This window comes from Halorientalis litorea (assembly GCF_023028225.1).
GTDB classification, from domain to species: domain Archaea; phylum Halobacteriota; class Halobacteria; order Halobacteriales; family Haloarculaceae; genus Halorientalis; species Halorientalis litorea.
The window spans coordinates 2,388,149-2,414,906 of sequence record NZ_CP095482.1; the positions used below are offsets into that span (position 1 = coordinate 2,388,149).

The window sequence follows — 26,758 nt, forward strand, 5'->3', positions numbered from 1 at the left end:
ACTCTGTAGATGCCGTTCGTCACGAAACTCACGCTCGAAAGCGGCGACCGCCACCTCCTCGACGACGTGGTCGCCACTATCAAGGAGGCTGCCGCGCGGAAGGGCGTCGAGTTCAAGGGGCCACACCCGGAGCCGCCGGACGACCTGCGCGTCCCCCAGTCCAAGACGCTCGTCGGAGACGCGGAGTTCGACTCGTGGGGCTACACCGTCTACACCCGCACCATCGAAATCGTCGGCCACGACGACTTCGCCCGCGCCATCGCCCACCGGGACTTCCCCGACGGGATTCACGTCGCCGCCGAAATCGAACAGCAACGACAGATGGGCTGAGTCGGCTGCTGCCCGCGCCGGCCGGCGACAGTTTAAGTCCTCCGCGCCGCTTCCGACGGTATGGCACTCGATACAGACAGACTCGTCTCTCTCCGCCGGGAGTTCCACGAACGACCGGAACCGGCGTGGCGTGAGTTCTGGACGACAGCACGCATCGTCGACGAACTCGACCGAATCGGCGTCGACGACGTGCTCGTCGGCCCGGAGATACTGGACGCACAAGCCCGGATGGCCGTCCCCGAGGACGACGAACTCGACACGTGGCTCGCCCGCGCCCGCGAGACGGGTGCTGACCCCGACACCCTCGACAGACTCGCGGGCGGTCACACCGGCGCGATGGCCGTCATCGAGGGGTCGGAGCCGGGGCCGACGCTCGGCCTCAGAGTCGATATCGACGGTCTCCCCCGCGAGGAGGCGACCGGCGAGGACCACGTCCCGGCCGCGGAGGGCTTTCGCTCCCGCAACGAGGGCGCGATGCACGCCTGCGGCCACGACGCCCACATCACCTTCGGCCTCGGCGTCGTCGGAGCCTTCGCTGACCGCGAGTTCCCGGGGACGCTGAAAGTCCTCTTCCAACCGGCCGAGGAAGTCGTCGGCGGCGCGGCGGCCGTCGCGGAGAGCGGCCGCCTCGACGACGTGGACCGCTTCCTCGCGGTACACGTCGGCCTCGGCCACCCGACGGGCGAGGTGGTCGCCGGCGTCACCGACTTCCTCGCGGTCAGCCAGTTCCGCGCCGAGTTCGCCGGGGCGGCGTCCCACGCCGGCGGCCTCCCGGCCCGTGGCCGCAACGCCGTCCAAGCGATGGCGACGGCCGTCCAGAACCTCTACGCCATCCCGCGCCACGAGGGCGGCATCACCCGCGTCAACGCGGGGAACGTGGGCGGCGGCACGGCGAGCAACATCATCCCCGAATCGGCGTACATCGGCGGGGAGGTCCGCGGCGGGACGACCGAACTGATGGAGTACATGCGCGACCACGCAGACCGCGTGCTGGAGAACGCGGCCGAGATGCACGACTGCGAACTGTCCGTCGAGCGGACCGGCGAGGCCCCGAGCGCGGACAACGACGACAGCGTGGTGGATGTCGTCGAAGCCGCCGCAAGCGACACCGAGGGCATCGACTCGGTGGTCCGTCACGCACCGCTGGGTGGGAGTGAGGACGCCACGTACCTGATGCGCCGCGTGCAGGAACAGGGCGGAACGGCCGCCTTCGTCTGTGTCGGCACCGACCACCCCGGCGGCCACCACACCGCGACGTTCGACGTTGACGAGGCGTCGCTCGAACCGGGCATCGAAACGCTCGCGACTGCACTCCGGCGACTCGCGGACGGGTTCTGAGGCGTTAAGAACTCGAAAACGTGCGGCCGCGGCTCAGTACTTCGGCTCGGCCCCGGTCGTCTCGTACACTTGGTCCATCAGGTCGTCGCGTTCGGCCTGCCACTCGGCGAACGCGTCGGGGTGGTCCGGGTAGTCCTCGTAGTGGGCGAGCAACTCGTCGGCGAGGCTCTTGGTCTGATAGAGGTCGTAGATGGTCCCCCAGTGGCCGAACGCTTTGATTGCCGTCTTGAGTTTGAGGAGGAACCCCACGTCCGCGGACCCGGAGTAGAGTGCCTCGGCGAGTTGCTCGCCGGGTAGCGCGGCCAGCAACGCCATCAGGTCGTCGAGGTCGTAGGCCGTCGAGAAGACGTTGTACACGTCGAGTGCGGCGTACCGGCCGCCGAAGTGGTCCATGACCCGACTGTTGTAGTCCCACATTGCCGCCTCGCTCACGTCGCCGTCCTCGATGGCGGCGATGGCTTCCTCGGCGGCGTACTGCCCGGCGTAGGCCGCACCCGCGATGCCGCCGCCGGTGGTCGGGTTGACGTGGCCCGCGGCGTCACCGACCGCCACGAACCCCGGTGCCACCGCCGAGTCGTAGGGGCGGCGGGTCGGGAGTGCCGCGCCGAGTTTATCCGTGACTTCCGCGCCTTCGAACTCCGCGCGCTCGCGCACGTCTCTCTTCAGGTCGTCGACCAACTCCATCGGTTCCTCGTTCATCTGGAAGCCGAGGCCGACGTTTATCTCCGTGTCCGTGCGCGGGAAGTACCAGAGGTAGCCCGCCGCGCGCTCGGTGGGCTTGAACACGAGGGCGTCGTCCCACGGCACCGGTTCTTCGACTTCCACGATTTCTCGGTAGGCCGATGCGAACTGTGAGTACTGGACGTTCGTGTCGAAGGTCGCTCCCGAGAGGTCGGCCTTGTCCTGCAGGATGGAGAGCGCGCCCGCGCCGTCGAAGACGATGTCGGCCTCGTAGGTTACCGGTGTCCCCTTCTTGATGGTCTCGACGCCGGTGACGCGGCCGCTCTCGTCCTGCCGCACGTCCTTGACCACGGTGTCGTAGTGGAACTCCGCGCCCGCGGCGTCGGCCCCCTCGATGATGCGGCGGCCGTACTCCCAGCGGTCGATGACGGCGAGTTCGCCGGGGACGGGGATTTCGAGAACGGTGTCCTCGGCGGGAATCTCGAACCGACCGTGGTCCACGTCGGTGTTCGTGAACGCGGGTTCTATCTGCGATTTCGGGATGCTGTCGGGGAACTTGTCGGCCCCCTTGAGTGCGTCGCCACAGGCGATGTGGCCCGCCTCCTGTTCGTCCTTGCGCTCGACGACGACGACGTCGAGCCCGGCGTTGGCGATTGTGGCCGCAGCGTAACACCCCGAGGTCCCGGCCCCCACGACGACCACGTCGTACGTCCGGGTTCCCCCACCGGCCGTCGCGCCGGTGGTGGACTCCTGTGTAGCCATGATGTCCACTCCTTACCGAACGGAGAAAACTCTTTACAAACGGTGTACCCCACCTGTGCAACCGCCACGCCGCGGTGACGTACGTCCGCCGCCGCGGACTCGCGTGGTCTCCCCCGTCACGGGGGTGGCACGGCTCGCCGACACGATGTTTACAATGTGGCGTATTCGGGCCGAAAAGAAGCGATTATAAACACCTGTTCGCCCATCTTCGTGCTGGTGTCTGAACTGGTATAAGGAATAATAGTACGTTTGACCAGTATTTTTATTGCAGGTGCTATGTTCAATCGGGGTATGCAGCAGACAGTGGACGCACGTCTTTCGGAACCGCCACGGCAACGGAGTGGCCGCGCCGCGGCCATCGACAGGCCGGCGACTGGGAGGCCCGAACCGACCGACAGCCCCGCCGTAGCGAGTCCACCCCCGTGAGTCCATGTCTGCACCGGAGCCGATACGGCGGAGCATCGAAGTCGAATACTGGGTCGTCGACGACTCCGGGCGACTCACCGGCGCGGACGGCCTCACCGAGGCTGGTCCGGGCGTCGAACGGGAGTTCGTCGAGCCACTGCTCGAAATCAAGACGGACCCCTGTGCGACCACCGATGTCCTGCGCGAGCAGTTACTCGACCGTATCCGCCGCGCCCTGCGACTGGCCGACGAGCGTGGCGAGCGTCTCGTCCCGCTGGCGACGCCGCTGGACTACGGCGACGTTCGGGACCGACCGAGCGAGCGGACCAACGTTCAGGACCGCGTCCTCGGTACCGACTTCGAGTACGTGCGCCACTGTGCCGGGACCCACATCCACGTCGAGCAACAGCCCGGGTGCGTGGTCGACCAGTACAACACGTTCGTGGCACTCGACCCCGCGCTGGCGTTGGTCAACTCCGCACCGCACTTCCGGGGCCGCCCCCTCGCAACCGGGGCGCGCTCGCAACTGTACCGGCGGCTGGCGTACGAGTGCCTGCCGGGGCAGGGGCAACTCTGGCCGTACCTCGACGCGCGCGAGGAATGGAACGCCCGCCTGCAAGACCGCTACGAGTCGTTCGTCGCGGCCGCCGCCGACGCCGGCGTCGACCGGGCGACCGTCGAGGACAACTTCGACCCCGAGAGTGCCGTCTGGACGCCCGTGCAGTTGCGCGACTCGTTCGGCACCGTCGAGTGGCGGTCGCCCGACACCGCGCTCCCGGGCGACGTACTCCGCCTCGCGGACCGGCTTGCCAGTGCCGTCGAAACCCTGCGGTCGGCCGACGTTCGCATCGAGGGCGACCGCGGGTCCTTTTCGGCCGAGGAGGTGGTTCTCCCGACGTTCGACGCGGTCCGCGAGTACGTCGACACCGCGATACAGGACGGCCTGTCGGCGACCGCGCTGGAGTCGTACCTCGACCGGATGGGCTTCGACGTGGCAGCCTACGAGCCGATTGCCCACCAACTGGAAGTCCAGAAGTCGGTCACGAGAGACGAGGCGCGCCGCCTCCGACTCGCGTACGCGGACCGACTCGAACACGCCGTCCGACGGACCAGCTATGCCGACTGACCGACGCCGTCCGCGGCAGTGGGGGCGATAGCGATGGACCGGCCACGCCTCGCCCTGCTGAACGCGGCCCACAAGGCGGCGGACACCCGGCGGAACTTCCGGCGGGAACTCGACGCCGACCTCGTGGAGTTCAACTGCCCCGAGGGCGAGGTACCCGAGACCTTCCAGTACGACGGTTTCGTCGTCACGGGGTCCAGCGCGTCGGTCTACTGGGAACGCGAGTGGATCGGCAACCTCAAGACGTGGGTCGGGGCCGCCGTCGAGGCGGGCATCCCCGGTCTCGGCGTGTGCTACGGGCACCAACTCCTCGCGGACATCCTCGGCGGCCGCGTCGAGGCGATGGGCGAGTACGAACTCGGCTACCGTACCGTCGAACAGGACGGTCGGAACCGCCTGCTCGACGGCATCGACGACGACTTTACCGTGTTCACGACCCACAGCGACCGCGTGGTCGAGGCTCCGCCCGGCGCGACGGTCTTCGCCCGGAACGAGTACGGCATCCACGGGTTCCGCAAGGGGCGCGTCTTCGCCGTCCAGTTCCACCCCGAGTACGACACGGACACCGCAGAGGCCGTGACACGCGGGAAAGACGAACTCCCGGACGAGCGGATTCAGCGCGTCCTCGACGGCATCACGGCCGAGAACTACGCGGCCGCCTGTGAGGTCAAGCAGTTGTTCGACAACTTCCTCGGGTTCGTCCGGACGGTCCAGGCCGAGCGGGCCACCCCCTGATACCCGTTGTAAAGAGTTTTGCCGAGGCCCCCGCAACCACCGGCCATGACAGACTACACGGTGGAGTTCGCTGGGACGGGGGAGACCATCACCGTCTCCGACACCGAGACCATCCTGCGCCGGTGTATCGACGAGGGCATCGCACAGGAGTACTCCTGTCGCGTCGGGATGTGTCTCGCCTGCTCGGCGGAGATTCTGGAGGGCGACGTAGTACAGCCCGCAGCGCACGGACTGACCGACGCCGAGAAAGAGCAGTACGCGCTCACCTGCATGGCCCGCCCCCAGTCCGACTTGGTGCTCGATAGGGGGTCGTACCCGCCGAGCATCGAGGACGACGCCCGCGACGCCACGGCCGCCGACGACTGACGCGCGTCCCGCCGCTTCGTGTGCCGGTGACCACCATCGTTATGTCTATCTACGTAGTGGAAACGCGCATGCTCGCGTCACCCGCAGGCGGCCTCCTCTGGGCGGTCCCGATACTCCTCCTCAGTCTCGTCGGCGGTCTCATGGTGGCACGACCGTACAGCGTCGCAAAGTTCAACGAGCAGATGGACGCCATCGGTAGCACGCGCAACCACCGCGATGTCGAACCTGCTGACTGGGCCGTGACAGCGTACCGTATCTGTGGCGTACTCGTCCTGTTCGCCGCCCTCGCCGTCGTCCTCGACGTGACCGGCGTGGTTGGGTGATTCCCCACGGTCACCGCGTCCCGTCTAGGGTCTCAATCGCGCCCCCGGAAGTACCGGCGGGTTCTGACTGTTTTTAACTCCCGTAAATGAACGCGGACGGATTTATCACGGTAGAAAATGAGGTGAGATATAGATGTCTGACGTATCCGAGATTCCGGACAAACCGTGGTTCCGGGAGTACGACTCGTTTGGGGTGCCAGAGACACTCGAACCGTATCCAGACCAGCCAGTTCACCAGTTCCTCTACGACGCTGCCGAGTCCTACCCCGACCAGGGGCTCGTGCAACTCGGCCAGAAGTACGAGTATCCCGAACTGGCCGACCACGTGGACAGTCTCGCGACGGCACTCCGGGAGCGCGGTGTCGAGAAAGGGAGCCGTGTTGCGACTATTCTACCGACTTCGGCTCAGTTCATCGTCGCCGAAAACGCGATTTCGCGGGCCGGTGGCGAACACATCCCCAACGACTTCCTCGACGCGGAAGAGGACCTGAAGTACCGACTCGAAACCGGTGACCCGGAGGTACTCATCGGGCAGAACAAACACCGTGACCTCGTGATGTCGCTCAAGGAGGAACTCGGCCTCTCCGACGTTATCCTCACCGACATCGAAGACTACAGCGACGACACGCCCGACCACGACGACGTGGCGGGGGTCGAGTGGCTCCCCGAAGTCATCGAGAACACCGACCCGGACCCGCCGGATGTCGAGTTCGACGTGGCCGAAGACGTTCACACCGTACTGTTCACGGGCGGGACGACAGGCCTCCCGAAGGGCTGTCAGTTGACCCACCGGAACCTCGTGGCGAACGCCCTGCAGGGCAACGCCGTCCAGTCACGGATGGCGGACATGATGCGCGGGAGCGAGACGGCGGTGTTGGCACTGCCGCTGTACCACGCCTACGGCTACTCCGTCCAGCACTCGCTCATCGAACTCGGTCTCGAAATCCTGCTGGTCCCGGACGCCCGTGACACGGAGATGATGACGAGCCTCATCGAGGACCACGAACCGCTCGTGATGATGGGCGTCCCGACGCAGTTCATGGAAATCGTCAACGAGGACCTCGAACAGGACGTTATCGGCCTCTCCGGGTCCGCACCGCTGGCCAGCGAGACCAAAGAGAAGTTCGAGGAGAAGTCTAAGGGCGTCTCGCAGGGCTACGGGCTCTCGGAGATGTCCCCCATCACACACTTCAACGTCCGCGGGCTGCAGGACATGCTGCTGGGCAAGGACACTCGCGAACAGGGCTTCGACATGCCCACCATTGGCGTTCCGGCCCCGGACACCGAGGTAAAACTCGTCGACGTCGAGTCGGGCGAAGAGATTCCCCTACAGGAAGCCATCGAGGAGGAGCGTGAGGGCGAGATGCTGCTCAACGGCCCCCAGCGGATGAAGGGCTACCTCGACGACGACAAGGACCCGTTCGACGACGAGGGCTTCGTCGCCACGGGCGACGTGGCCAAAATCGACCCGATGGGGCGGTTCTACATCGTCGATCGGGTGAAGAACATGATAAACGTCTCGGGGCTGAAGGTCTACTCCGAGGAAGTCGACGAGGTGCTGTTCTCGCATCCGGGCATCCACCGCCCGGCGACCGTCGGTGCCCCGGACCCGGACCGGCCCGGGAGCGAAATCGTCGTCATCTACGTCGAGGAGGAGGCCGACTACGACGGCGACCTGACCGAGGCCGACGTTCGTGACCACCTCGACGGCAAGGTCCCCAAGCAGGCCATGCCGGAGGAAGTCCACATCCTCGACGAGATTCCGCTGACCGACGTTGGCAAGACGGACAAGCAAGCACTCAAAGAACGCCACGAGTAGGCCACTCCGGAGAGAAAACCCTTTCAGGGTCGAACGGCCACGGAGTGTATGCGTTACAACCAGTCCTCCACGCGGCGACAGTTCGGTAGTACGACACAGGTTCCGGTCCGGGAGGTGTCGGGATGGCGATAGCGGAGGCGTTGGCGGCGAGCAAGGTACAACTGCTGGTCGCGGGCCTCGTCGTCGTCGGTGGCGGCACCGCGGCGGCCTACGTCGCGACGGACGGGTTCGCCGGCGTCGGCGGTCCGGACGCCGCGGAGTCGGTCCCGGAGGGTGTCGACGCAGTCGTCTACTTCGACACCGCCGTCGCGACGGACCAGACGACGGCGACGGTCGCGAACGGCCTCATCGACATCTCGAAGGAGAACAACGAGTTCTACGACGGGCCGGACGACTACGAGGCGTTACTCAACGAGACCACCGGCGAGACGAACCTCAGTGCCGACGGGTTGAACCAAGTCGTCTTCTACGGGCAGTACCCGAACCGGACCGACGACTCCTCGGTGGCCGGCGAACTCTCGGAGTCGGGCTACTTCGGCCTCGTCGTCGACTCGGAGTGGGGCGAAGACGAGTTCGTCGACGAGTTTTCGGACACGGAGTTCGAGACCAGAGAGTACGAGGGCTACACGGTCTACGTCGAACAGCAGGACGACCAGTCCGACGTGCCGGAGTACCTCCGTGACGACAGCCCACCGCTGTGGGTCGGCGTCCTCGCTGACGGCCGGTACGTCCTCGGCACGGAAAACGCGACCAGAGACGCAATCGACACCGACCGCGGCGCGCTGGAGTCGTTCGGCGGCCAACTCCGGAGCGAGTACGACAGTACCCGCGACGACGGCTACCTCCGGTTCGCGGCCACCGTCCCGTCCGAGCGGATTCCAGACTCCGGGATGGGAGCCGCCGAACAGTTCAGTGCCGTCCGGAACGTCGAGGTGGTCGCCGGGTCCTACTACACCGAGGGCGAGGACATCGGCATGGTGGCCCGCATGACCACGGGGAGTGAGAGCGACGCGGACGACCTCCAGTCGATTACCGACGGCGGCATCGCCACGGGCAAGCAGCTGACCCGTGCCGACGAGACGGCGGCACTGCTGGACAACGTGACCGTCGAACAGGACGGGACGGCCGTCACTATGACCTTCCAGATGGAAGCCAGCACGCTCGTCGACACCTTCGAGGCGGCCGCCGAAGCGCGCTCCGGTGCGTTCTCCGGGTCGGCGTCCGCCAGCACGTCAGGGAGCGCGTCCGGAAGCGAGACGGCGACCGAAGCGGCAGGCTGACCGACACGAACGCCAGCCTCAAGTCCCCACCTGCCGACCGTTTTCGTACCCGCGATGAGTCTCCCGTCGCTGTTCAGGAAAGAACTCCTCTGGAGTCGGCACCGAATCCTCACGCTCGTCCTGCTGTTGCTCCTCCTCCCGGCCTTCTTTGCGTACACGACGGTCATCTTCCAGACCGTCGTTCCCGAGGACACGCCCATCGCCATCGTCCCGGAAACCGACGACGTGTCGGCGGACGGCCTCGACATCATCGAGGGTGGTGCCGCCCTCTTCTCGGCCCCCGAGCGATACGAGAGCGAGGAGCGCGCGATGCGGGCACTCAGGCGCGAAGAGGTGTACGCCGTGTTGGTCGTCCCGCCCGGCATCTTGGACGAGTCGACGACGGATGCGACGTTCACGCTCGCAATCGACGGGGGGATGGTTCCGTTCGGGGACCCCTCCATCGCCATCCGCAACATCATGGAACCGCGTCTGAACCAGAACCTCCCCGCCGACATCCGGGTGGAGCGGACCGTCGTCGGGGCCGAGCGGACACTCTCGGAGTTTCTCGTCCCGGTGTTCATGATGGGGATGGTCCTCCTGTTCGCGTTCACCTACTTCCCGTACAACCTCGCCCGGGAGAGCGACGTGTTGGAGCGTGTACTCGTCTCTACCTCGTTGGACGCCGTGATAGCGACCAAGATACTCTACCACGCGATGCTGTTGCTGGTCCCCATCGGCGCGTTCGCGGCGGCGGCGAACGCGCTCGGATACTCGGTGGCCGTGTTGTCACCCAGTGCTATCGCCGTCTTCCTGCTGACGTTCGTCTACCTCGCGGCCATCAGCGCGGCGGTGATGGTTCTCACAGACTTCAGCGCGCTCGGGCGGTTCTGCAACGTCGCCCTCCTGTTCGGGTCGATCACTTTCTCCAGTCTCGTCTACCCCGTCGGCTTCTTCTCGCCGCTCCGGAAGGAACTCGCGCGGTCGATTCCGCTCCACCACTCGATGGTCGCGTCCCGGAGTCTGACGCTCAAGCAGGTCGACGCCTCGCTCTTTGCCGACCGGTTCCTCCTCCTCGGCGGGTTCACGCTCGCGTCGCTGCTCGCGCTGAAACTGGCCATCGAACACTACAAACGGACCGCCTGAGTATGACTGCAGAGATGTCCCCGGACCGCGCACCGCTCGAACTTCACAACCTCGAAAAGACCTACGGCGGCGTCACGGCACTGTCGGGCGTCGACCTCGCCGTGGAGGCGGGAACGTTCCACTGTCTGGTCGGCCCGAACGGGTCCGGCAAGACAACGCTCTTTCAGGTCGTCCTCGGGTTGACCAACGCCACGTCGGGTACCGTCTCGCGGCCCGCCGACGGCATCGGCTGTGGATTCCAGCGGGCGAACTTCTACCGACACCTCACCGTCGCGGAGAACCTCTCCGTGTTCGCCGCACTCTCCGGTGCGGACGACGAGGAGTGGCAGGACCGTCTCGTCGAGACCCTCCGACTGGACCGTGTCCTCGACCGCCCTGCTGGCGACCTCTCGGGTGGCTTCGCGAAGAAACTCGACCTCGCGCTCGCGTTGCTCGACCGGCCGTCGGTCGTGCTGCTGGACGAACCGCTCGGTGACCTCGACGACGTGTCCAAGGAGATACTGCTGGAGTTTCTGGCGGCCTACCGCGACGAGGGCAACGCAATCTTGGTCTCGACACACCACCTCGACGACTTCGAACCGTATCTCGACCGATTGACGGTCCTCTACGACGGCGACGTGGTACTCGACGCGCCGGCGGACCGCATCGACACCGGCCAGTACGGCAGCCTCCACGAACTGTACCTCGCCACCGTCCGTGCGCGCGAGTCCGGGACGGCCTGAGCGGGGACCCGAGGCGACGGGTCCGAACGACTCGGACAGTAGTGGTTATAAACAACCGGAAATATTTGGGGGAAGTTGTAACCTGTAACTCTCCGTGTTATTGTAATGGATTACCATGACACAGGTTGAGGACGCGAGCCGCGACATGCGGCTCGACCCGGACTCGTTCGCGCAGGGCTATTTCAAAAACGCCGTCTATCGGCACTGGGACCCGTACGACATCGAGGGGTTGGAGCAGGACCGAGAGCGGATGATAGAGTACGACCCGACCGAGAGCGAGATGGAGGAGACGCGGACGTCCGTCGCGCGGTTCGGTGCGGGGGAGGAAGCGGTGACGGAGGACCTGATGCCGCTGGCACTGGTTCTGGAGGACATCAACGACCAGATGTTCATCTCCAGCCAGATTTACGAGGAGGCGAAACACACCCAGTTCTTCGACCGCTACTGGCGCGAAGTGTTCAACCCCGTCGCCGAGGAGTGTGGACTCGAAGTGACGGACCCGACGGACCAGCGATACTTCAACGACGACTACATCGCCGTCTTCGACAAGACGGAAGCGGCGATGGAACGACTGCTGGAGGAGGACACGCCCGAGAACCGCGTTCGCGCGTACTGCCACTACCACCTCGGCGTCGAGAGCGTGCTGGCACAGACGGGGTACTACGGCATCACGTCCTCGTTCAGCGACCGAGGGGCCGACGATATCGCGCTCGGTGACTGGCCCGACTCCGATGGCTTGGTCAACGGTATCAGCAAGATTCGCTCCGACGAGGGCCGCCACGTCGGCTTCGGGATGCAGAAAGTGCGGGGCTACGTCCAGCGCGGCGAAGTCGACGAGTCCGTGGTCCAAGAGGTACTGCAGGACCTGATGCCCCACATCGCCGGGACGGTGAGCGACTTCGAGGAGAACATCAACCCCGTGCCGCTGGTCAACTACGCCCGGGACAAACTGACCCGCCGCATCGAAATCATCACCGACGCCGAGGCAGAGATTCCCGGTGTCGACGACCTCGTCAAACTCGACGACAGCGACGAGACGGCCGCCGCCGACTGACGCCACGCGCCCCTTCTTTGGTGCCTGCTCGCGAGCGACGCGTGACTCTCCGTGTGATTACTCGGTCCCGGGGTAGGTGTCGGCCCACGGACGCTCGGCTTCGAGCGCGCTCGCGACGGCCAGCAGGTCGGCTTCGCCGTACCGCTTCCCAACGAGTTGTAATCCGACCGGGAGGCCGTCGTCGGTCAGGCCCGCCGGAACGGTCACGACGGGGTGGCCGGTCATGTTGAACGGCCACGCCAGCCCCCAGTCCATCGGGAGGCCGCCCGTCGCCTCGCCGTCTATCTCCGTCGGATAGGGTTCGTCGTGGGTGAGCGGCGGCGTCGCCGTCGCGGGCATCGCCAGCACGTCGTGGCCCTCCAGCACGGCCTCGACGGCGTCGTACAGCGTGGTCCGCGTCTCGTTGGCCCGGAGGTAGTCCACGGTGTCGTGGCCCTGCCCCATCTGGACGGTCCGGACGAACGTACTGGAGAGGTCGTCGGCGTCGTCGCCGGTCACGTCCACGTCGTAGGCCTCGTCCAACCACTCGGCGCGAGCGGCGAACAGGGGCGTCGCCGTCGTCCCGTAGGCGAAGTTCAGGTCTCCTTTCGGCGGTGCGTCGACGTCGGTGTCCGTGACAGTCGCACCCGCGCCGTCCAGCGCGTCGACGGCCGCTCGGCAGACCGAGCGGACGGACTCGGCCACCGGGAACGTGTCGAGGTCCGGCGTGTAGGCCACGCTGTAGTCGGTCGCGTCGCCGTCGGTCGCGGACACGTAGTCGTGGTCGGGCGTCTGGACGCTGAACGGGTCGGCGTCGTCGTGGCCCGCGACCACCGAGAGCATCAGCGCGGCGTCCTCGACGGTCCGGGCGAGCGGACCGAGGACGCCCACCGGCGTCGCCGAACTGAACGCGTCGGGGCGGTTGTCCTTGGGCACCAACCCGAACGTCGGTTTGACCGAGACGACGCCACAGCAGGCCGCCGGAATCCGAAGTGACCCGCCAACGTCGGACCCGGTGGCCAGCGCGCAGAGGCCGTCCGCGAGTGCCGCCGCGGACCCGCCCGAGGACCCGCCGGCGTTGCGTTCGCCCTCGGGGTCGAACGGCGTCGCCGTCGGGCCGACGAGTTCGTTGTACGTCCGCATCGTGTGCCCCATCTCGGGCGTGTTCGTCGTCCCGAGGACGATAGCACCGGCCGCTTCGAGTCGCTCGACAATGAGTCCCGTCTCCTCGGCGACGTTGTCCGCCAGCGGCTTCAGCCCCATCGTGTTGGGGACGCCCTCGATTGGCTGATGAAGGTCCTTGATGGCGACGGGCACGCCGTGGAGCGGCCCCAACTCGTCGCCGGTCTCGACTGCCCGTTCGGCCTCCCGTGCCTGCTCGCGCGCCCGCTCGCCGAGGACGGTGACGTAGGCGTTCAGGTTGTCGTCACGCCGTTCGATGCGGTCCAGATACTGCTCGACCAACTCGACGGGTGAGACATCGCCCGCCCGCACGGCGGCCGCGAGGGCTGTCGCGGACTCGAAGTTCTCTTCGACCATGTTCTCGGGACAACAGTGGCGGAAACAAAAAGATTGAGCCGTGCCCGTCAGTCGTCGGCCGTCGCCTCGCCGCCGTCCTCGCCGCGGTGGGCCGCCGCGTGCGCCCGGAGTTCGTCCGAGACGGCAGGCGTGTCCGTCGCGTCGATACCATCGCGTGCCTCGATTTCGTCCACGGACATCGGGAAAGTCCGGAGGTCGTAGTGGATGTCGATGCCCGCCTTCGCGCCTTGCCCCATCGCGACCGGAATCTGGTTGTGGCCGGGCACGATGTCGCCGACGGCGTAGACGCCGTCCTCGCTGGTGTTGCCGTGGTCGTCGACGGCGACGGTGCCGTCGTCGTTCACCTCGACGCCCAATTGCTCGGCGAGGTCGGTGTTGTACTCCGCGCCGTACATGGCGAAGCCGCCGCGGTACTCCCGGCGGGTCCCGTCGGCGAACTCCAGTGCGTTGAGCCATCCGTCCTCCCCGTTCTCCACGCCGGTAACCTCTTCCTCGACGATATCGACCGGGTGTGCGCGCACGAGTTCGTCGGTTTCGTCGCTCCACGTCGGGTCGTCGCCGTCCAACAGCACGTCCACCTCGTCGGTGAAGTTGAGCATTATCATGGCGACGTGTGCGGTGCTGTCGCCGTGGCCCATCACGTACACCGACTCGTCGACGAACATGTAGGCGTCACAGTGCAGGCAGTAGTGGAGGCCCCGCCCCGTCCGGGGGACCGGCGGGTCGGGGTGGCCGTCGCTGAATCCGGTTGCGAGCACCACCCGGTCGGTGACGGCGGTCACGTCCCCGGCTTCGAGTCGGATGCGGCCGTCGTCCAACCGCTCCGCGTCGGTCACGAAGTCGCGGTGGTAGTCCGCGCCGTAGCCCTTCACCTGCTCGATGGCCGTCTGGAGCAACTCGTTACCCGACGTGTCTTCGGTAATCCCGATGACGTTGTGCGTGTCCCGCATCATCGCCGCGCGGCCGCCACCGCGGTTGATAATCGCGGTGTCGTGACCCAACCGCGTCGTGTAGAGGGCGGCCGTCAACCCCGCGGGGCCACCGCCGACGACGACGACTTCGTACTCCTGTGGCTCGCTCATGTGGTCCGGGGTAGGGCCTCGGCCCACTAAAACTGTCCCGTAACCCGGACGTAATCGCCCGCACTCCGCACCGACTCCGGCGGCGACACCGGTATGTCTGACGTTACCACGAACTAAACTCTCCCCGAGTCACACGAAGGACAGCCCATATATGCGAGGGGTGCGTATATTAGGGTGAACAGACCGGCGTCACCGGGCCTCAGTACTCCACAACAATGACCAGCCGTGTATACAGACTTCACTCGACACTCGAATTGCCACTCGAAGACGTGTACGACCACTTCGAGAATCCCAATCTCCCGGTGGAGATGCAGGACATCGACATCACCCGCCGGAACAACACCCTCATTATCAGTGCTGTCGCGGCCGACGAGAGCATGAGCAAGTACACCCCGACGGCCCAGCTAAAGGCCTCGATAACCGAGAACCGGGTGTACGAGGAGGAACCGGAAGACGGCCCCGGTGGTCCCGGTGGCGGCCCGGGCGGCCCGCAGTGGGGCACGCTCGAAGAGGAAGAGGAAGAAATCGAATCGGAACTCGTCGAGTACGCCTGTTTCAAGGGCGACCGCGAGACGGTCCTCCAGAACACCGCCCTCCAGTACCCGATGTTCGAGGTACTCTGTGAAATCGCCCGCATCGCCGAGAAGGGGACGCTGACCGCAGTCGTCGCCGTGGACGGCGAACTGCAGGCGACCCGCATCGTGGACGGTGAGGACCGCCCGGCGTCGGTCAACGTCGTCGAGGAACCCCGCGAAGAGGACGGCGCGAACGGCGTCAACTGGCGCGACAACGAGTTCATCTCGTAACTGCTCTGCTGACCTTGCTCCGTGTTGCTCCTAACCCCCAGTCACATCGCCGTCGATACTCTGTGTGAACCGCGGTGCTGTCGCTATCGACCGTGAATAAAATGAAAAGTGAACCGCGGTGATTACTGGTCTACGCGTCGGGACCGGTGAACTCGGTCAAGGTAGCTGTTGACCCGCCGTCAGCTGGGACGTAGACCACATCGAGGTCGGCGTCGGAGCCGACGGGGAAGCGAATGAAGTCACCGGACGAGACAGCGGGTTCGCCCGAGATATCCGAGCTGTTCGTTCCCTCGTATCGCGCGTGACTGGCCGTCGAATCAGCGTAGAGTGACTCGGGAGCAGTGTTCGCAGTGGGTGCATAACCGGAAGCGTTGGCGAACGCGACCCATGGTGTGTTGTAACTGGTGATTGCGTTCCCACCGTTAGAACCATTTTGCCCCCGGATAATGATTTCATTTGCTCGGACGGTTTCACCACTGTCGTGGGTGATGGTTAGGTTCCCGTCGTCGCTAGTTGCTTCGGTATAGTCAGTGTTGAAGCTGACAGTCGGTGTGGCACTCTGTGTGTTCCCCAGCCCCAGCACGAAGGAGGCGATGACGGCCGCCAGGATGACGGTAATTGCGACCATCAGGATGACCCCGATGACCGGACTGACTGCATCGTCGTCGGTTAACAGTTTTTGAATTCGCATCGTTGATAGAGTATAAACCTACTTTACTTATTGCTTTGCACTAAAACAACCGCTGTAAATAGTTGATTAAGTAGCTATTACTTCGACAACAGACGAGGTAGTGCTGTCGCTATCGGGTCTACATTCACTACAAAAAACGGAATTAGCGCGCTGTCTACGCGTCGGGACCGTTGAACTCGGTCAACGTCGCAGTGTTACCGGAGTCCGCCGGGACGTAGACGATGTCGATCTCGGCGTTGGAGCCGACAGGGAACCGGAGGAAGTCACCGGACGAGACAGCGGGTTCGCCCGAGACATCCGAGCTGTTGGTCGCTTTGTAGCGGAGACCGGGTGTGTCGCCGTAGGTCCCGCTTGGCTCGGTTGCCGGCCGTGAGTTAGTACTGTTAGCAAACGCAATCCACGGAGTGTTCCAACTCGTGACGGAATTACCACCGTTGGAGCCGTTCTGCCCCCGGACGTAAACCTCGCTTGCGAGGACGGTTTCACCACTGTCATGGGTAACGGTTAGATTACCCTCGTCGTCGTTGAATTCCGTATAGTCAGTGTTGAAGCTGACAGTCGGTGTGGCACTCTGTGTGTTCCCCAGCCCCAGCACGAAGGAGGCGATGACGGCCGCCAGGATGACGGTAATTGCGACCATCAGGATGACCCCGATGACCGGACTGACTGCGTCGTCGTCTGTAAGCAGTTCTCGCACCTGCATGGCTAACCGTTAATATGGAGGTGTACTTATAAATTTGGGTCAGCACGGTCGCTGAAACGACAGTTTGTATGTGGTCATTAACACCCCCACCGAATCGCAAGACGGGGCGTGCTAATGGTGCGTTTACGGTCGGAAAAAAGCGTAAAGACTGCTTACGCGTCGGGGCCGCTGAACGTCGCTAGCGTGGACGTCTGTCCGTCGCCACCGTCGTAGATGATGCGGAGTTCCGCGTCCGAACCGACGGGGAACCGGAGGAAGTCACCGGCACCGATTGCCGTCTCTCCACCGATGGACGTGCTGTTCGTCCCTGCCGATTTGAAGTTCCCACTCGGGTACGGACTGCTGGCGTTGGTGAAGTGTGACCACGCCGTGTTGTAGTTCGAGATGTCGTTCCCGCCGTTCGAGCCGTTCTGCCCGCGGATGAACACCTCGCCAGCCGCGATTGTGGAACCGCCGTCGTGGGTAATCGTCAAATTCCCGCTACTCTGTCCGCTGAGCTTGCTGAACTCGGTCGTGAAACTCGCCGTCGGCGTCGTCGAACTCACCTGCTCACCGAGGCCGAGTACGAACGTTGCTATGACTGCCGCGAGGATGACGGTAATCGCGACCATCAGGATGACCCCGATGACCGGGCTCACCGCGTTGTCGTCGTCGAATAGTTGTTTCAGTTGCATGGTTGGGGTGGGGTCACACGCTCGCCCGCGGGCCGTGCGGGCGACGCCACCGACCACGGAACGCCGCAGTTCTGGTCCGGTCGGTTGTAGGGCGTGCTTAGTAGAGCGAGTGCGCGCCTGAATATAAACCCTCGCTCTATTTTAATCAGTGTTTACTGGTGTATTGGCCCGTTAACCGCAATACGGGAATACGATATGAGATTAATACCGCAACCAATTTGCAAATCTGATACTGCGAGAAGGACCCCCCTATCTGTCGGTATCTCTCCCGGGGAAACCGTGGTCGACCCCGTACCGAAAGCAAAATGGCCTTGCTCCGACCCAACAAAGACGAGAGAGTATGACTGCGGCCACAACTCGTCTGCCCGGGACGCCGTTGGAGGCGGTGTCGATTCTGGCTCGGCGGCCGGGTGAGACAGGATGACGACTGGCCGGTTCGTGGTACCGGTGAGCGAATCGGTGACCATCCGAAACACGGTCGCGCACGCCGTCCGCCGGGCACAGGACTCCCCGGACGCCGAGCCGGTGGTCCACTTCGTCTATCCGCTCGCCCGCCGACTCAGGTCGGGCGAGGATGCCACCGCGACGGAGTTCCTCGAACGGGTCACCGTCTGGGCCCGCGAGGACCTCGGCGATGACGAGGGGGCCGTGGACATCGAGACAACGGTCGTCGGTGCCGACCAGTACCTGTTCGGGCCGGGCGATTACGCCGATGCTATCGAGTCATACGCGCGCGAGCAGGATCTCGATACCGTCCTGCTGGACCCCGAGTTCAACCCGACCGGTGCGACGCCCCTCCTCCCGCCACTGGAGGCGGAACTCGAACGCGCCGGACTGACGATTTCAGAGGCACCGGTGGAACGACAGACCCGCCGCCCGCGTCTCGTTCGCCCCGGCGGCCTCGGCCAGTACCTGCTCCTCGCAGGCCTTTCGTTTGCGTTTTACCTCCTCGTCAGCGGGTCACTCGCCGTCTTCGAACTCGTGACGGGTGCCATCAGTGCCGCCGTCGTGGCGACGCTCCTCTGGCGCGTGTCGCTGACTGGGCCGACGCGGCCCGCGACGCTGCTGGGCCGCGTCGCCCGAATGGGGCTGTACGTCCCCTACCTCCTGTGGGAAATCGTCAAGGCGAACGTCGCCATCGCCTACGTGGTGTTGCACCCGAACCTCCCCATCGACCCGAAGATGGTGGAGTTCGACGCGGCCGTCTGGTCGGAATTGCCGGTGACGACGCTCGCGAACTCCATCACGCTGACCCCGGGGACGCTCACCGTCGACGTGACGCGCCGGCACTTCACCGTCCACACGCTGACGGACGGTGCCCGCGAGGACCTGTTCGCCGGTGGGTTAGAGCGTGCCGTCCGGTTCGTCTTCTACGGCCGCGGGCCGGCCGACATCCCGAGTCCCCGTGAGCGCGGGGAAGGTGTCGAGCAAGGGGCCGCCGACGGGACCGCTGGTACCCCCGCAGAGACCGACGGAGGGACCGCCGAATGACGCTCGTGACCGACGCGCTGTGGGTCGCCGTCGCGGCGTTCGTCCTCCTCTCGGTGGTCATCGTCTACCGCATCGTCCGCGGGCCGACGATGCAGGACCGGGTCATCGCCGTCAACGTCGTCGGGACGAACACTGTCGTCATCATCGCGCTGGTCGCCGCGGCGACGGACAACGCCGGTATCCTCGACATCGCGCTGATTTACGCCCTGCTGAACTTCCTGATGAGCATCGCTATCTCGAAGTTCACCGTCGAGCGCGGAGGTGTGCTGTAAATGGTGACGCCCCTCGAAATCGCCGTCGTCGCGTTGCTGGCCGGCGGCGTGTTCTTCGGACTGGTCGCGGCGGTCGGTATCGTCCGCCTGCCGGACCTCTACACCCGGACCCACGCCGCCTCGAAGACCGACACCCTCGGTGCGGGTTTCTCGCTCGCCGCCGTCGCGCTCGTCCTGAACGCACAACTGCCGACCGTCAAGACCGTTCTCCTACTGGTGTTCCTGTTCATCACGAACCCCACGGCTGCACACGCCATCGCTCGCGCCGCCGCGGACCAAGACATCGAACCGTGGACGACCGAGGGGGGTGACGACTGATGGTCGACCCCCTCGCTCTCACGCTCCTCAGTCTGGTGTTGGCCTGCGCGCTGGCGACGGCGGTCCTCCGGGACGTGCTCGGGGCCATCATCGCCTTCGCCGCTTACAGCCTCGGCATCTCCATCATCTGGGTCGTCCTCCGTGCCCCCGACGTGGGCCTGACCGAGGCCGCGGTCGGTGCCGGCGTGACGACGGTCCTGTTCCTGCTGACCATCGCGAAGACGGTGCGGCCGTCGGGCGACCGCCTTCTGGTCTCCCCCGACCCGAAGGGTCTCGCGGTGGCCGCCCTGCTGGTCGGTGTGTTGTTGACGACGCTGGGGGCACTCCCGCCGGTCGGCAGCGACGCGACACCCGTGGCCACGTCGGAGGTCACGGAGTACTACCTCGAAAACGCCTACAAAGAGGCGGGCGTCAAGAACGCCGTGACCGCTGTGCTCGCGGCCTACCGTGGGTTCGACACGCTCGGCGAGGCCGTGGTGGTGTTCGCGGCGGGCGTCGGCCTGCTCGTCGTGTTGAACAAGGAGGTGTTCGAATGAGTACCGACCCGGAGGACGGCCGGGAGCGTCGCCTCTACGTCGAGAGTCCAATCATCATGGCGACGGTCCGGGTCGTCGCGCCGTTCGTGTTCACGTTCGGTCTCTACATCATGTTCCACGGGGCCGACTCCGCGGGCGGTGGGTTCCAAGGGGGCGTCATCGTCAGCACCGTCATCCTGATGCTGGGCATCGCCTTCGGCATCGAACCCGTCCGGGAGTGGCTCGACCCCGCGGCCGTCGTCGCGGTGGTCGGCGTCGGCGTCGGTGCCTTCCTGCTCGTCGGGATGGGCACCGTCGCCCTCGGCGGCGCGTTCCTCGACTACCCGGTGTTGCCCATCACGAAGGCGAGCAAGTACGGCATCGAGTTCGTCGAACTCGCCATCGGCGTCATCGTCTCGGGCATCGTCGTCGGCCTGTTCTTCGCCATCGCCGCCGGCGTCACACAGGACGACGACGAGACCGACCGTGAGGGGGGATTGCTGTGATACCGTTCCTCGACAACCACCTCTACTACGTGGCGACGTTCCTCCTGCTCGGTATCGGTGCGTACATGATGATCTCCGACCGCAACCTCGTCAAGAAGATCATCGGCATGAACATCTTCCAGACGGGCATCTTCCTGTTTTTCATCGCCGCGGCGTTCCTCGACGGGGCGACCAACCCCGTCCTCTCGCAACCGGGGCCGTACGTCAGCCCGCTTCCGCACGTCCTCATCCTGACGGCAATCGTCGTCGGGGTGAGCCTCACCGCCGTCGCGCTGGCGCTCGTCGTCCGCATCTACAGCGAGTACGGCACCCTCGAAACCGACGTACTGGCGGAGGTGCGTGCCGATGAGTGACCTCCTGCCGTTCCTCGTCGCCGCGCCCATCGCCTTCTCTGTCGCGGCACTGCTCGTCGGTATCGCCCGCTCGGGGACCGGGTGGTACGTCGCGCTCGCCGCGATGGGCCTTCAGACCGCCATCGCGGGCGTCCTCGCGGTCAGGGCGTTCACGACCGGCACGATTCGGTACGTCGTCGGCGGGTTCGAGGTGCCGTTCGGCATCGAACTGGTCGTCGACGGCCTCTCGGCGTCGATGCTCGTCCTCGTCGCCGTCGTCGGGTTGGGTGTCCTCGCGTACGCGCGACAGGCCGGACCGCGCTCGAACCCCTTCTACGCCACGTACCTCCTGCTCGTGGCGGGGCTGAGCGGCATGTGCCTGACCGGAGACGTGTTCAACATGTACGTCTTCCTCGAAATCGTGGGGCTGACCGCCTACGCGCTGGTCGCCAGCGGGGACTCCGGGCGGTCGGCCGTCGCCGCGCTCAAGTACCTCATCGTGGGCACCGTCGGTGCCTCGCTGTTCCTGCTCGGCGTCGGCTACGCCTACATCGCGACGGGGACGCTCAACATGGCCGACCTCGCGGTGAAACTCGCCGATGTCGGCTACACCTCGACGCTGGTCCAGACGGCGTTCGCGTTCGTCGTGATTGGCCTGTTCATCAAGGTGGCCGTCTTCCCCCTGCACACGTGGCAACCGGAGGCCTACGCCGGCGCGCCGGACAGCGTCAGCGGCCTCATCTCCGCGCTAGTCTCGACGGTCAGCGCGTACGCACTCGTCCGCGTCGTCCTCGACGTGTTCACCCCTTCGTTCCTCGCGGCGAACCCTCTCGCCCGTGACCTGCTGGCCGCGGGCGCGATGGTGAGCATCGTCGCCGGGAGCGTCCTCGCGGTGGCCCAGTCCGAAATCAAGCGGATGCTCGCGTACTCCTCGGTGTCGCAGTTCGGCCTCGTCCTCGGTGCCCTCGCCGTGACGAACGGCACGGCACTCGTGGGTGCGGCCGTCCACCTGTTCGGCCACGCCGTAATGAAGGGCGGTCTGTTCCTCACCGCCGGCCTCATCGGCACGGGGTCCGGCGGGCGAACCCTCGACGGCTACGACGGCCTCGGCGAGCGGATGCCCGTCGCGTCGGCGGCGTTCGCTGTCCTCGCGTTCGCCATGGTCGGCGTCCCGCCGGCCGTCGGGTTCATGGGCAAGTGGTACATCGCGCTGGGGGCCGTCGAGGGGCAACTGTGGCCGCTCGCGGCGGTCATCCTCCTCTCGACGCTGCTGACGCTCGCGTACTTCGCGCGTCTCGTCGAGCGGATGTACTTCCGTGACCCGGCCCCGGCGGCGGCGTCCGAGGCTAGCGCGGAGGCCGAGGCCGCCGTCGTCACGGACGGGGGGCGCGTCTCGCTGGGGATGTACGCCGCCGTCGTGGCGGCCGCCCTGCTGGCCGTCGTCCTCGGCCTCGCAGTCGCACAGTACGGACAGTTGCTCGAACCGACGGTTCAGGCACTCCTCTCATGACCGACATCGTCTCCCTCAGACCGGCACTGGCAGTACTGGTTTCGGTAGTCGCAATCCCGCTCATTCTCGCCTCTCACGGGCGGCCCAACCTCCGGGAGCTGTGGACGATACTGGCGGCCGTGACGAAACTCGGCATCGTCGCGAGCATGGTGCCCGCCGTGCTGGCCGGGAACGCCTACGTCACCGACTTCGGTACCTTCCTCCCCGGTATCCGCTTCGTGCTGCGGGCCGACGCGCTCGGCCTCCTCTTCGGTCTGCTCGCCAGCCTCCTGTGGCTGGTGACGAGTTTCTACTCCATCGGCTACATGCGGGGCCTCTCGGAACACGCACAGACGCGCTACTTCGCGGCCTTCGCCGCCAGTCTCGCCTCGGCCGTCGGCGTCGCCTTCGCGGCCAACCTCATCGTCCTGTTCGTGTTCTACGAACTGCTGACCGTCGCGACCTACCCGCTGGTCGCTCACGACGAGACTGACGAGGCCCGCGCCGCCGGACGGAAGTACCTCGCGTACACCTTCGGCGGCGGCGTCGCCGTCTTCGCCGGGGCTGTCTTGGTGTTCTGGCTGACGGGGACGACGACGTTCGCACCGGGCGGCATCGCGGCCCTCGCGACTGCGGACCCGACGCTCGCCCGCGCGGCGTTCGCCCTCTTGGCGGCCGGGTTCGGGGTCAAGGCGGGTCTGATGCCCGTTCACTCGTGGCTTCCGGACGCGATGGTCGCTCCGACGCCCGTCTCGGGGCTGCTCCACGCCGTCGCCGTCGTCAAGTCCGGCGTGTTCGGCATCGCCCGCGTCGTCTTGGAGGTGTTCGGCCCGAACCTCACCGGCGAGCTGGGGATGGGCCTGCCGCTGGCCGCGCTCGCGGCCTTCACCCTGACCGCCGCCAGCGTCATCGCACTCAGGCAGGACAACCTCAAACGCCGGCTCGCGTTCTCGACGGTGAGTCAACTCTCCTACATCGTCCTCGGCCTCGCCGTCGGTGCGGTTGCCGCGGGGACCGCCGGCGTCTCCGACCGGGCGGTGGCACTCGCGCTGGTCGGCGGCTTGCTCCACATCCCCGCACACGCGTTCATGAAACTCACGCTGTTCTTCTGTGCGGGGGCCATCCACGTCGAGACGCACACCGACGACATCAGCAACATGGCCGGTATCGGGAAGCGGATGCCGCTGACGATGGGCGCGTTCGCCGTCGCGGCGGCCGGGATGGCCGGCATCCCGCTCGTGGCGGGGTTCGTCAGCAAGTACTTCCTGCTCGTGGGGGCCGTCTCGGCCGGGGGGACGATATTCGCCGCCGCGTTACTCGTCTCGGGCGTCCTCAACATCGCGTACTTCTGGCCCGTCGTCTACACCGCCTTCTTCGAGTCGCCGGGGACGGCCGACCGGAAACCGCTCCTCGAAGGACCGCCCGGCGGGTGGTTCGGCCGGGGCAACGCCGCTACGGACGGCGGTACCGCGGCGGGCGGTGACGGTGGCCCGCGACCCGACGGTGGGGCTCCGGGCGAGGACCCGACCGACGCCCACGTCGAACACGGCTTCGCCGACGACCACGCGGGACAGGACCACCTCGACGAGCACGAACACGGTGGCGACTGGGACCCTCGCGGCTGGCGCGGTGACGAGTCCACGTGGTTCATGCTCGCACCCATCTGCTTCGCGGCCGCTGGCTCTGTCGTCCTCGGCATCGTCCCCGACGCGGCGGTGTTCCTACGCATCGTCCGTCTCGTCGTCTCGCTCGTGACGGGGGTGAGCGTCTGATGGTCGAGGCGACGCTCCCGGCCGTCGTGCCGCCGTTCGTGCCCGTCGTCGTCGCCGCGCTCCTCCTGCCGTTCGTCGGGCGGCGCGTCGGGCACGCGCTCGGCATCCTCGCTACAGCCGCCGTCGTCCCCTACGTCCTCCTCGTCCCCGAGGGCGCGCACCTGCCGACGCTGCTCTTTGGCTTCGACGCCGTGCTGTTCAACGTCGACGCGTTCTCGCGGCTGATGGGCCTCATCTTCGGGTTCATCGGTGCGGTGGCGGTGCTGTACTCGTGGGCCAGCGAGGCCGAGGCCGCTCAGACGGCCTTCGCGCTGGGCTACGTCGGTACCAGCCTCGGTGCGGTGTTCGGCGGCGACTGGCTCACACTCGTCTTCTTCTGGGAGCTGATGGCCGTCACCTCGACGCTGCTGGTGTGGCACTACGGCGGCCGGGCGGTTCGGGCGGCGTTCCGCTACGCCCTGCTCCACGGCGTCGGCGGGACGCTCCTGCTCGGGGCCGTCGTCTGGCACTACGCCGAAGTCGGGTCGGTGCTGTTCGCCGACGCCACGGGGATGGCCGGCGTCGTCGCCCCCGTGCTGGCGGCCATCGGTATCGGGGTCAACGTCGGCTTCGTCGGCCTGCACGCGTGGCTCCCGGACACGTACCCGCGCCCGCACGTGGCCGCCAGCGTCTTCCTCTGCGTGTTCACGACCAAGACGGGCGTCTACGGCATGTACCGTGTCTTCCCCGAGGGCCAACTCGCCATCGCGTACATGGGGGGGCTGATGGCTCTCTTCGGCGCGGGGATGGCACTCCTCCAGAACGACATGCGCCGCCTGCTCTCCTATCACATCCAGTCACAGGTGGGCTACATGGTCGCGGGCGTCGGCATTGGTACCGCGCTGGCGACGGCGGGCGCGTTCGGGCACGTGTTCAACCACATCCTCTACAAGAGCCTGCTGTTCATGACCGTCGGCGTCGTCATCTATCGCACCGGCGAGGAGAGCCTGAAGAAGGTCGGCGGCCTCGGCCGGAAGATGCCGCTGACGGCCGTCACGTTCACCGTCGCCGCGCTCTCCATCGCGGGCTTCCCGGGGTTCAACGGCTTCGTCTCCAAGACGATGGTCATCTCGGCGGCCCACAAGGAACACATCGACGTGCTGTGGTACCTCCTGCTCGCGGGGGGCGTTGGCACCTTCCTCTCGTTCATCAAACTGGGCTACTACGCCTTCTACCACGGCGAGTACGACGGCGAGGTCCGGGACGCCAACCTCGGACAGAGCGTCGCAATGGTCACTGTGGCGGGCCTGTGTGTCGTCTACGGCGTCGCGCCCGGCGCGCTGTACGCCATCGTCCCGGGGAGTTTCAAATTTACCGCGTTCACCACCGGCCACCTCATCGAGGGCGTCGCGCTGGCGGCCACTGGCGTCGTCGGCTTCGTCCTGCTGAAGTCGCCGCTCTCCCTCGTCGGGCGCGTCCCCGACATCGATAGCCTCTACAACCCGCTCACGTTCTACGCGACGCGTGCCGTGGTGTTCGTGACCACCGAGACGTTCGCCGCGACGGACCGCCTCGTCGTCCGGGCCTCCCGCGGCGTCGTCGCCGCCGTCAGCGACCCGGGGCGGGCCGTCGGTGACCTCGTGGGAACCGACCGTGTCGACCTCGAAGCCGACATCGGCACCTCGGTGTTGCTGGTGACCGCCGCGCTGGCACTCGCGCTGGTGTTGGTCCTCTAGTAGGTGCCGCCGGCGTCGACGGCTATCTCCTGTCCCGTTATCTTGCGGGCGTGTGGCCCGGCGAGGTACGCCACCTGTTCGGCCACGTCTTCTGGCTGGATGAGGTAGTCCGGGAGCGCGAAGTCGTCGTCTCCGATGCTGGCGGGTTCGGCGTTCTCGACGCTCGCCAACTCCGCCTGTGCCGCGATGGCGTCCTCGATACGGTCGCCCGCTACGGGTCCGGGTTGGACGACGTTGACCGTCACGTCGTCGCGGCCGAGTTCGTAGGCCAGCGTCCGCGTCAACCCCACGAGTCCCATCTTCGAGGCGGCGTAGGGTGTCCGGTTCGGGTACGGTCGCTTCCCGCCGATAGAGCCGATGTTGACGACGCTCCCGCGGTCGCTCTCACGGAGGTAGGGGCCGGCGTGCTTGACACACCGCCACGCGCCGGTGAGGTTCACGTTCAGCACCTGCTCCCAGTCGGCCTCCTCCACCCGGTCGTAGGGGTCCACCGGGCCGGCGATACCGGCGTTGTTGACGAGACAGTCGAGGCCGCCGAACGACTCCGCCGTGGCCTCGATGGCTGCGGCGACGCTCTCCTCGTCGGTCACGTCCGTCTCGACGGCGAGCGTCCGGTCGTCGTCCCCGATGTCCGCGGCCGTCTCGTAGATGCCCTCGCCCCGGGCCGCGAGCGCGACGTTCGCGCCGTAGTCGGCCATCGTGAGTGCGATTTCCCGCCCGATACCTTGGCTCGCGCCGGTGACGAACGTGGTGACCTCTTCCAGCATGGCACTGCCCACGGAGGCCACCGGGAAATTCGTTGGGTCGCCGC

28 protein-coding genes are annotated in these 26,758 nt (G+C 66.1%); 21 read left to right on the plus strand and 7 right to left on the minus strand.

Going from position 1 to position 26,758, the window contains the following annotated elements:
• The first annotated feature begins 9 nt into the window (after positions 1–9).
• Complete coding sequence (locus tag MUG95_RS12820; protein WP_247008373.1) at positions 10–330, plus strand: uS10/mL48 family ribosomal protein; 321 nt, start codon at positions 10–12, stop codon at positions 328–330.
• A 60-nt stretch (positions 331–390) separates the two neighbouring features.
• Positions 391–1,668 carry an amidohydrolase gene (locus MUG95_RS12825; protein ID WP_247008376.1) on the plus strand — a complete coding sequence of 426 codons (1,278 nt, stop codon included), beginning with the start codon at positions 391–393 and terminating at the stop codon, positions 1,666–1,668.
• A 33-nt stretch (positions 1,669–1,701) separates the two neighbouring features.
• Here the strand turns inward: MUG95_RS12825 and MUG95_RS12830 are convergent, their stop codons facing one another.
• Positions 1,702–3,111 (minus strand): geranylgeranyl reductase family protein, encoded by a 1,410-nt coding sequence (locus MUG95_RS12830; protein ID WP_247008378.1) that lies wholly within the window; start codon positions 3,109–3,111, stop codon positions 1,702–1,704.
• Between the two features lie 430 nt (positions 3,112–3,541).
• Between MUG95_RS12830 and MUG95_RS12835 the strand changes: the two genes are divergently transcribed.
• The 9 genes from MUG95_RS12835 (at position 3,542) to MUG95_RS12875 (ending at position 12,063) form a co-directional block, all read left to right on the plus strand.
• On the plus strand, positions 3,542–4,642 hold the full coding sequence (locus tag MUG95_RS12835) for a glutamate-cysteine ligase family protein (RefSeq protein ID WP_247008380.1): 1,101 nt from the start codon (positions 3,542–3,544) through the stop codon (positions 4,640–4,642).
• Between the two features lie 33 nt (positions 4,643–4,675).
• Positions 4,676–5,374, plus strand: coding sequence for a type 1 glutamine amidotransferase (locus MUG95_RS12840; protein ID WP_247008382.1), 699 nt, complete (start codon positions 4,676–4,678; stop codon positions 5,372–5,374).
• A gap of 45 nt (positions 5,375–5,419) precedes the next feature.
• On the plus strand, positions 5,420–5,740 hold the full coding sequence (locus MUG95_RS12845; RefSeq protein ID WP_247008392.1) for a 2Fe-2S iron-sulfur cluster-binding protein: 321 nt from the start codon (positions 5,420–5,422) through the stop codon (positions 5,738–5,740).
• A gap of 68 nt (positions 5,741–5,808) precedes the next feature.
• Complete coding sequence (locus MUG95_RS12850; protein WP_247008394.1) at positions 5,809–6,063, plus strand: DUF6199 family natural product biosynthesis protein; 255 nt, start codon at positions 5,809–5,811, stop codon at positions 6,061–6,063.
• Between the two features lie 133 nt (positions 6,064–6,196).
• Entirely contained in the window at positions 6,197–7,882 is a 1,686-nt protein-coding gene (locus tag MUG95_RS12855; protein ID WP_247008396.1) for an AMP-binding protein, read from the plus strand.
• Between the two features lie 122 nt (positions 7,883–8,004).
• Positions 8,005–9,162 (plus strand): hypothetical protein, encoded by a 1,158-nt coding sequence (locus tag MUG95_RS12860; protein WP_247008398.1) that lies wholly within the window; start codon positions 8,005–8,007, stop codon positions 9,160–9,162.
• 54 nt (positions 9,163–9,216) lie between these two features.
• Positions 9,217–10,287 carry an ABC transporter permease gene (locus MUG95_RS12865; protein ID WP_247008400.1) on the plus strand — a complete coding sequence of 357 codons (1,071 nt, stop codon included), beginning with the start codon at positions 9,217–9,219 and terminating at the stop codon, positions 10,285–10,287.
• 2 nt (positions 10,288–10,289) lie between these two features.
• Positions 10,290–11,009: an ATP-binding cassette domain-containing protein gene (locus MUG95_RS12870; protein WP_247008402.1), complete on the plus strand. Its 720-nt coding sequence runs from the start codon at positions 10,290–10,292 to the stop codon at positions 11,007–11,009.
• A 115-nt stretch (positions 11,010–11,124) separates the two neighbouring features.
• On the plus strand, positions 11,125–12,063 hold the full coding sequence (locus MUG95_RS12875) for a ferritin family protein (RefSeq protein ID WP_247008405.1): 939 nt from the start codon (positions 11,125–11,127) through the stop codon (positions 12,061–12,063).
• A gap of 57 nt (positions 12,064–12,120) precedes the next feature.
• Here the strand turns inward: MUG95_RS12875 and MUG95_RS12880 are convergent, their stop codons facing one another.
• Together MUG95_RS12880 and MUG95_RS12885 are read right to left on the minus strand one after the other, a co-directional pair.
• On the minus strand, positions 12,121–13,581 hold the full coding sequence (locus tag MUG95_RS12880; protein WP_247008407.1) for an amidase: 1,461 nt from the start codon (positions 13,579–13,581) through the stop codon (positions 12,121–12,123).
• 47 nt (positions 13,582–13,628) lie between these two features.
• Positions 13,629–14,663, minus strand: a complete 1,035-nt coding sequence (locus MUG95_RS12885) for an NAD(P)/FAD-dependent oxidoreductase (RefSeq protein ID WP_247008409.1) — start codon at positions 14,661–14,663, stop codon at positions 13,629–13,631.
• Positions 14,664–14,878: 215 nt separating this feature from the next.
• Here MUG95_RS12885 and MUG95_RS12890 point away from each other — a divergent pair, with 215 nt between their 5' ends.
• Entirely contained in the window at positions 14,879–15,469 is a 591-nt protein-coding gene (locus MUG95_RS12890) for a DUF7110 family protein (protein WP_247008411.1), read from the plus strand.
• Between the two features lie 130 nt (positions 15,470–15,599).
• On the opposite strand, the gene MUG95_RS12895 is transcribed toward MUG95_RS12890, so the two are convergent.
• The 3 genes from MUG95_RS12895 to MUG95_RS12905 all read right to left on the minus strand — a co-directional run bounded on the left by MUG95_RS12895 (position 15,600) and on the right by MUG95_RS12905 (position 17,537).
• Positions 15,600–16,160, minus strand: coding sequence for a type IV pilin domain-containing protein (locus MUG95_RS12895; protein WP_256463854.1), 561 nt, complete (start codon positions 16,158–16,160; stop codon positions 15,600–15,602).
• 154 nt (positions 16,161–16,314) lie between these two features.
• On the minus strand, positions 16,315–16,863 hold the full coding sequence (locus MUG95_RS12900; RefSeq protein WP_247008415.1) for a type IV pilin domain-containing protein: 549 nt from the start codon (positions 16,861–16,863) through the stop codon (positions 16,315–16,317).
• Between the two features lie 152 nt (positions 16,864–17,015).
• Positions 17,016–17,537: a type IV pilin domain-containing protein gene (locus MUG95_RS12905; RefSeq protein ID WP_247008417.1), complete on the minus strand. Its 522-nt coding sequence runs from the start codon at positions 17,535–17,537 to the stop codon at positions 17,016–17,018.
• A 420-nt stretch (positions 17,538–17,957) separates the two neighbouring features.
• On the opposite strand from MUG95_RS12905, the gene MUG95_RS12910 reads away from it, so the two are divergent.
• From MUG95_RS12910 to MUG95_RS12950, 9 genes are read left to right on the plus strand one after another with little or no spacing between them, the layout of a single operon-like run.
• The gene (locus MUG95_RS12910) at positions 17,958–19,028 is read left to right on the plus strand and encodes a monovalent cation/H+ antiporter subunit E (protein ID WP_247008419.1); all 1,071 of its coding nucleotides are present in this window, start codon (positions 17,958–17,960) and stop codon (positions 19,026–19,028) included.
• A complete protein-coding gene (locus MUG95_RS12915) occupies positions 19,025–19,300 on the plus strand; it encodes a monovalent cation/H+ antiporter complex subunit F (protein ID WP_247008421.1) in 276 nt (91 codons plus the stop codon). The genes MUG95_RS12910 and MUG95_RS12915 overlap by 4 nt, the downstream gene beginning before the upstream one ends.
• A 3-nt stretch (positions 19,301–19,303) precedes the next feature.
• Positions 19,304–19,618 (plus strand): monovalent cation/H(+) antiporter subunit G, encoded by a 315-nt coding sequence (mnhG, locus tag MUG95_RS12920; protein ID WP_247010492.1) that lies wholly within the window; start codon positions 19,304–19,306, stop codon positions 19,616–19,618.
• Positions 19,618–20,154 (plus strand): DUF4040 domain-containing protein, encoded by a 537-nt coding sequence (locus MUG95_RS12925; protein ID WP_247008424.1) that lies wholly within the window; start codon positions 19,618–19,620, stop codon positions 20,152–20,154. The genes mnhG and MUG95_RS12925 overlap by 1 nt, the downstream gene beginning before the upstream one ends.
• Complete coding sequence (locus MUG95_RS12930) at positions 20,151–20,639, plus strand: MnhB domain-containing protein (RefSeq protein WP_247008432.1); 489 nt, start codon at positions 20,151–20,153, stop codon at positions 20,637–20,639. Before MUG95_RS12925 ends, MUG95_RS12930 begins: the two co-directional genes overlap by 4 nt.
• Positions 20,636–20,992, plus strand: a complete 357-nt coding sequence (locus MUG95_RS12935) for a cation:proton antiporter subunit C (RefSeq protein ID WP_247008434.1) — start codon at positions 20,636–20,638, stop codon at positions 20,990–20,992. Before MUG95_RS12930 ends, MUG95_RS12935 begins: the two co-directional genes overlap by 4 nt.
• The gene (locus tag MUG95_RS12940; RefSeq protein WP_247008436.1) at positions 20,985–22,481 is read left to right on the plus strand and encodes a monovalent cation/H+ antiporter subunit D family protein; all 1,497 of its coding nucleotides are present in this window, start codon (positions 20,985–20,987) and stop codon (positions 22,479–22,481) included. Before MUG95_RS12935 ends, MUG95_RS12940 begins: the two co-directional genes overlap by 8 nt.
• Entirely contained in the window at positions 22,478–24,232 is a 1,755-nt protein-coding gene (locus MUG95_RS12945) for a proton-conducting transporter transmembrane domain-containing protein (RefSeq protein WP_247008438.1), read from the plus strand. Before MUG95_RS12940 ends, MUG95_RS12945 begins: the two co-directional genes overlap by 4 nt.
• The gene (locus MUG95_RS12950; RefSeq protein WP_247008440.1) at positions 24,232–25,947 is read left to right on the plus strand and encodes a Na(+)/H(+) antiporter subunit D; all 1,716 of its coding nucleotides are present in this window, start codon (positions 24,232–24,234) and stop codon (positions 25,945–25,947) included. The genes MUG95_RS12945 and MUG95_RS12950 overlap by 1 nt, the downstream gene beginning before the upstream one ends.
• Here the strand turns inward: MUG95_RS12950 and MUG95_RS12955 are convergent.
• Positions 25,944–26,714, minus strand: a complete 771-nt coding sequence (locus MUG95_RS12955; RefSeq protein ID WP_247008442.1) for an SDR family NAD(P)-dependent oxidoreductase — start codon at positions 26,712–26,714, stop codon at positions 25,944–25,946. The two genes, MUG95_RS12950 and MUG95_RS12955, sit on opposite strands and share 4 nt — an antisense overlap.
• Between the last annotated feature and the right edge of the window lie 44 nt (positions 26,715–26,758).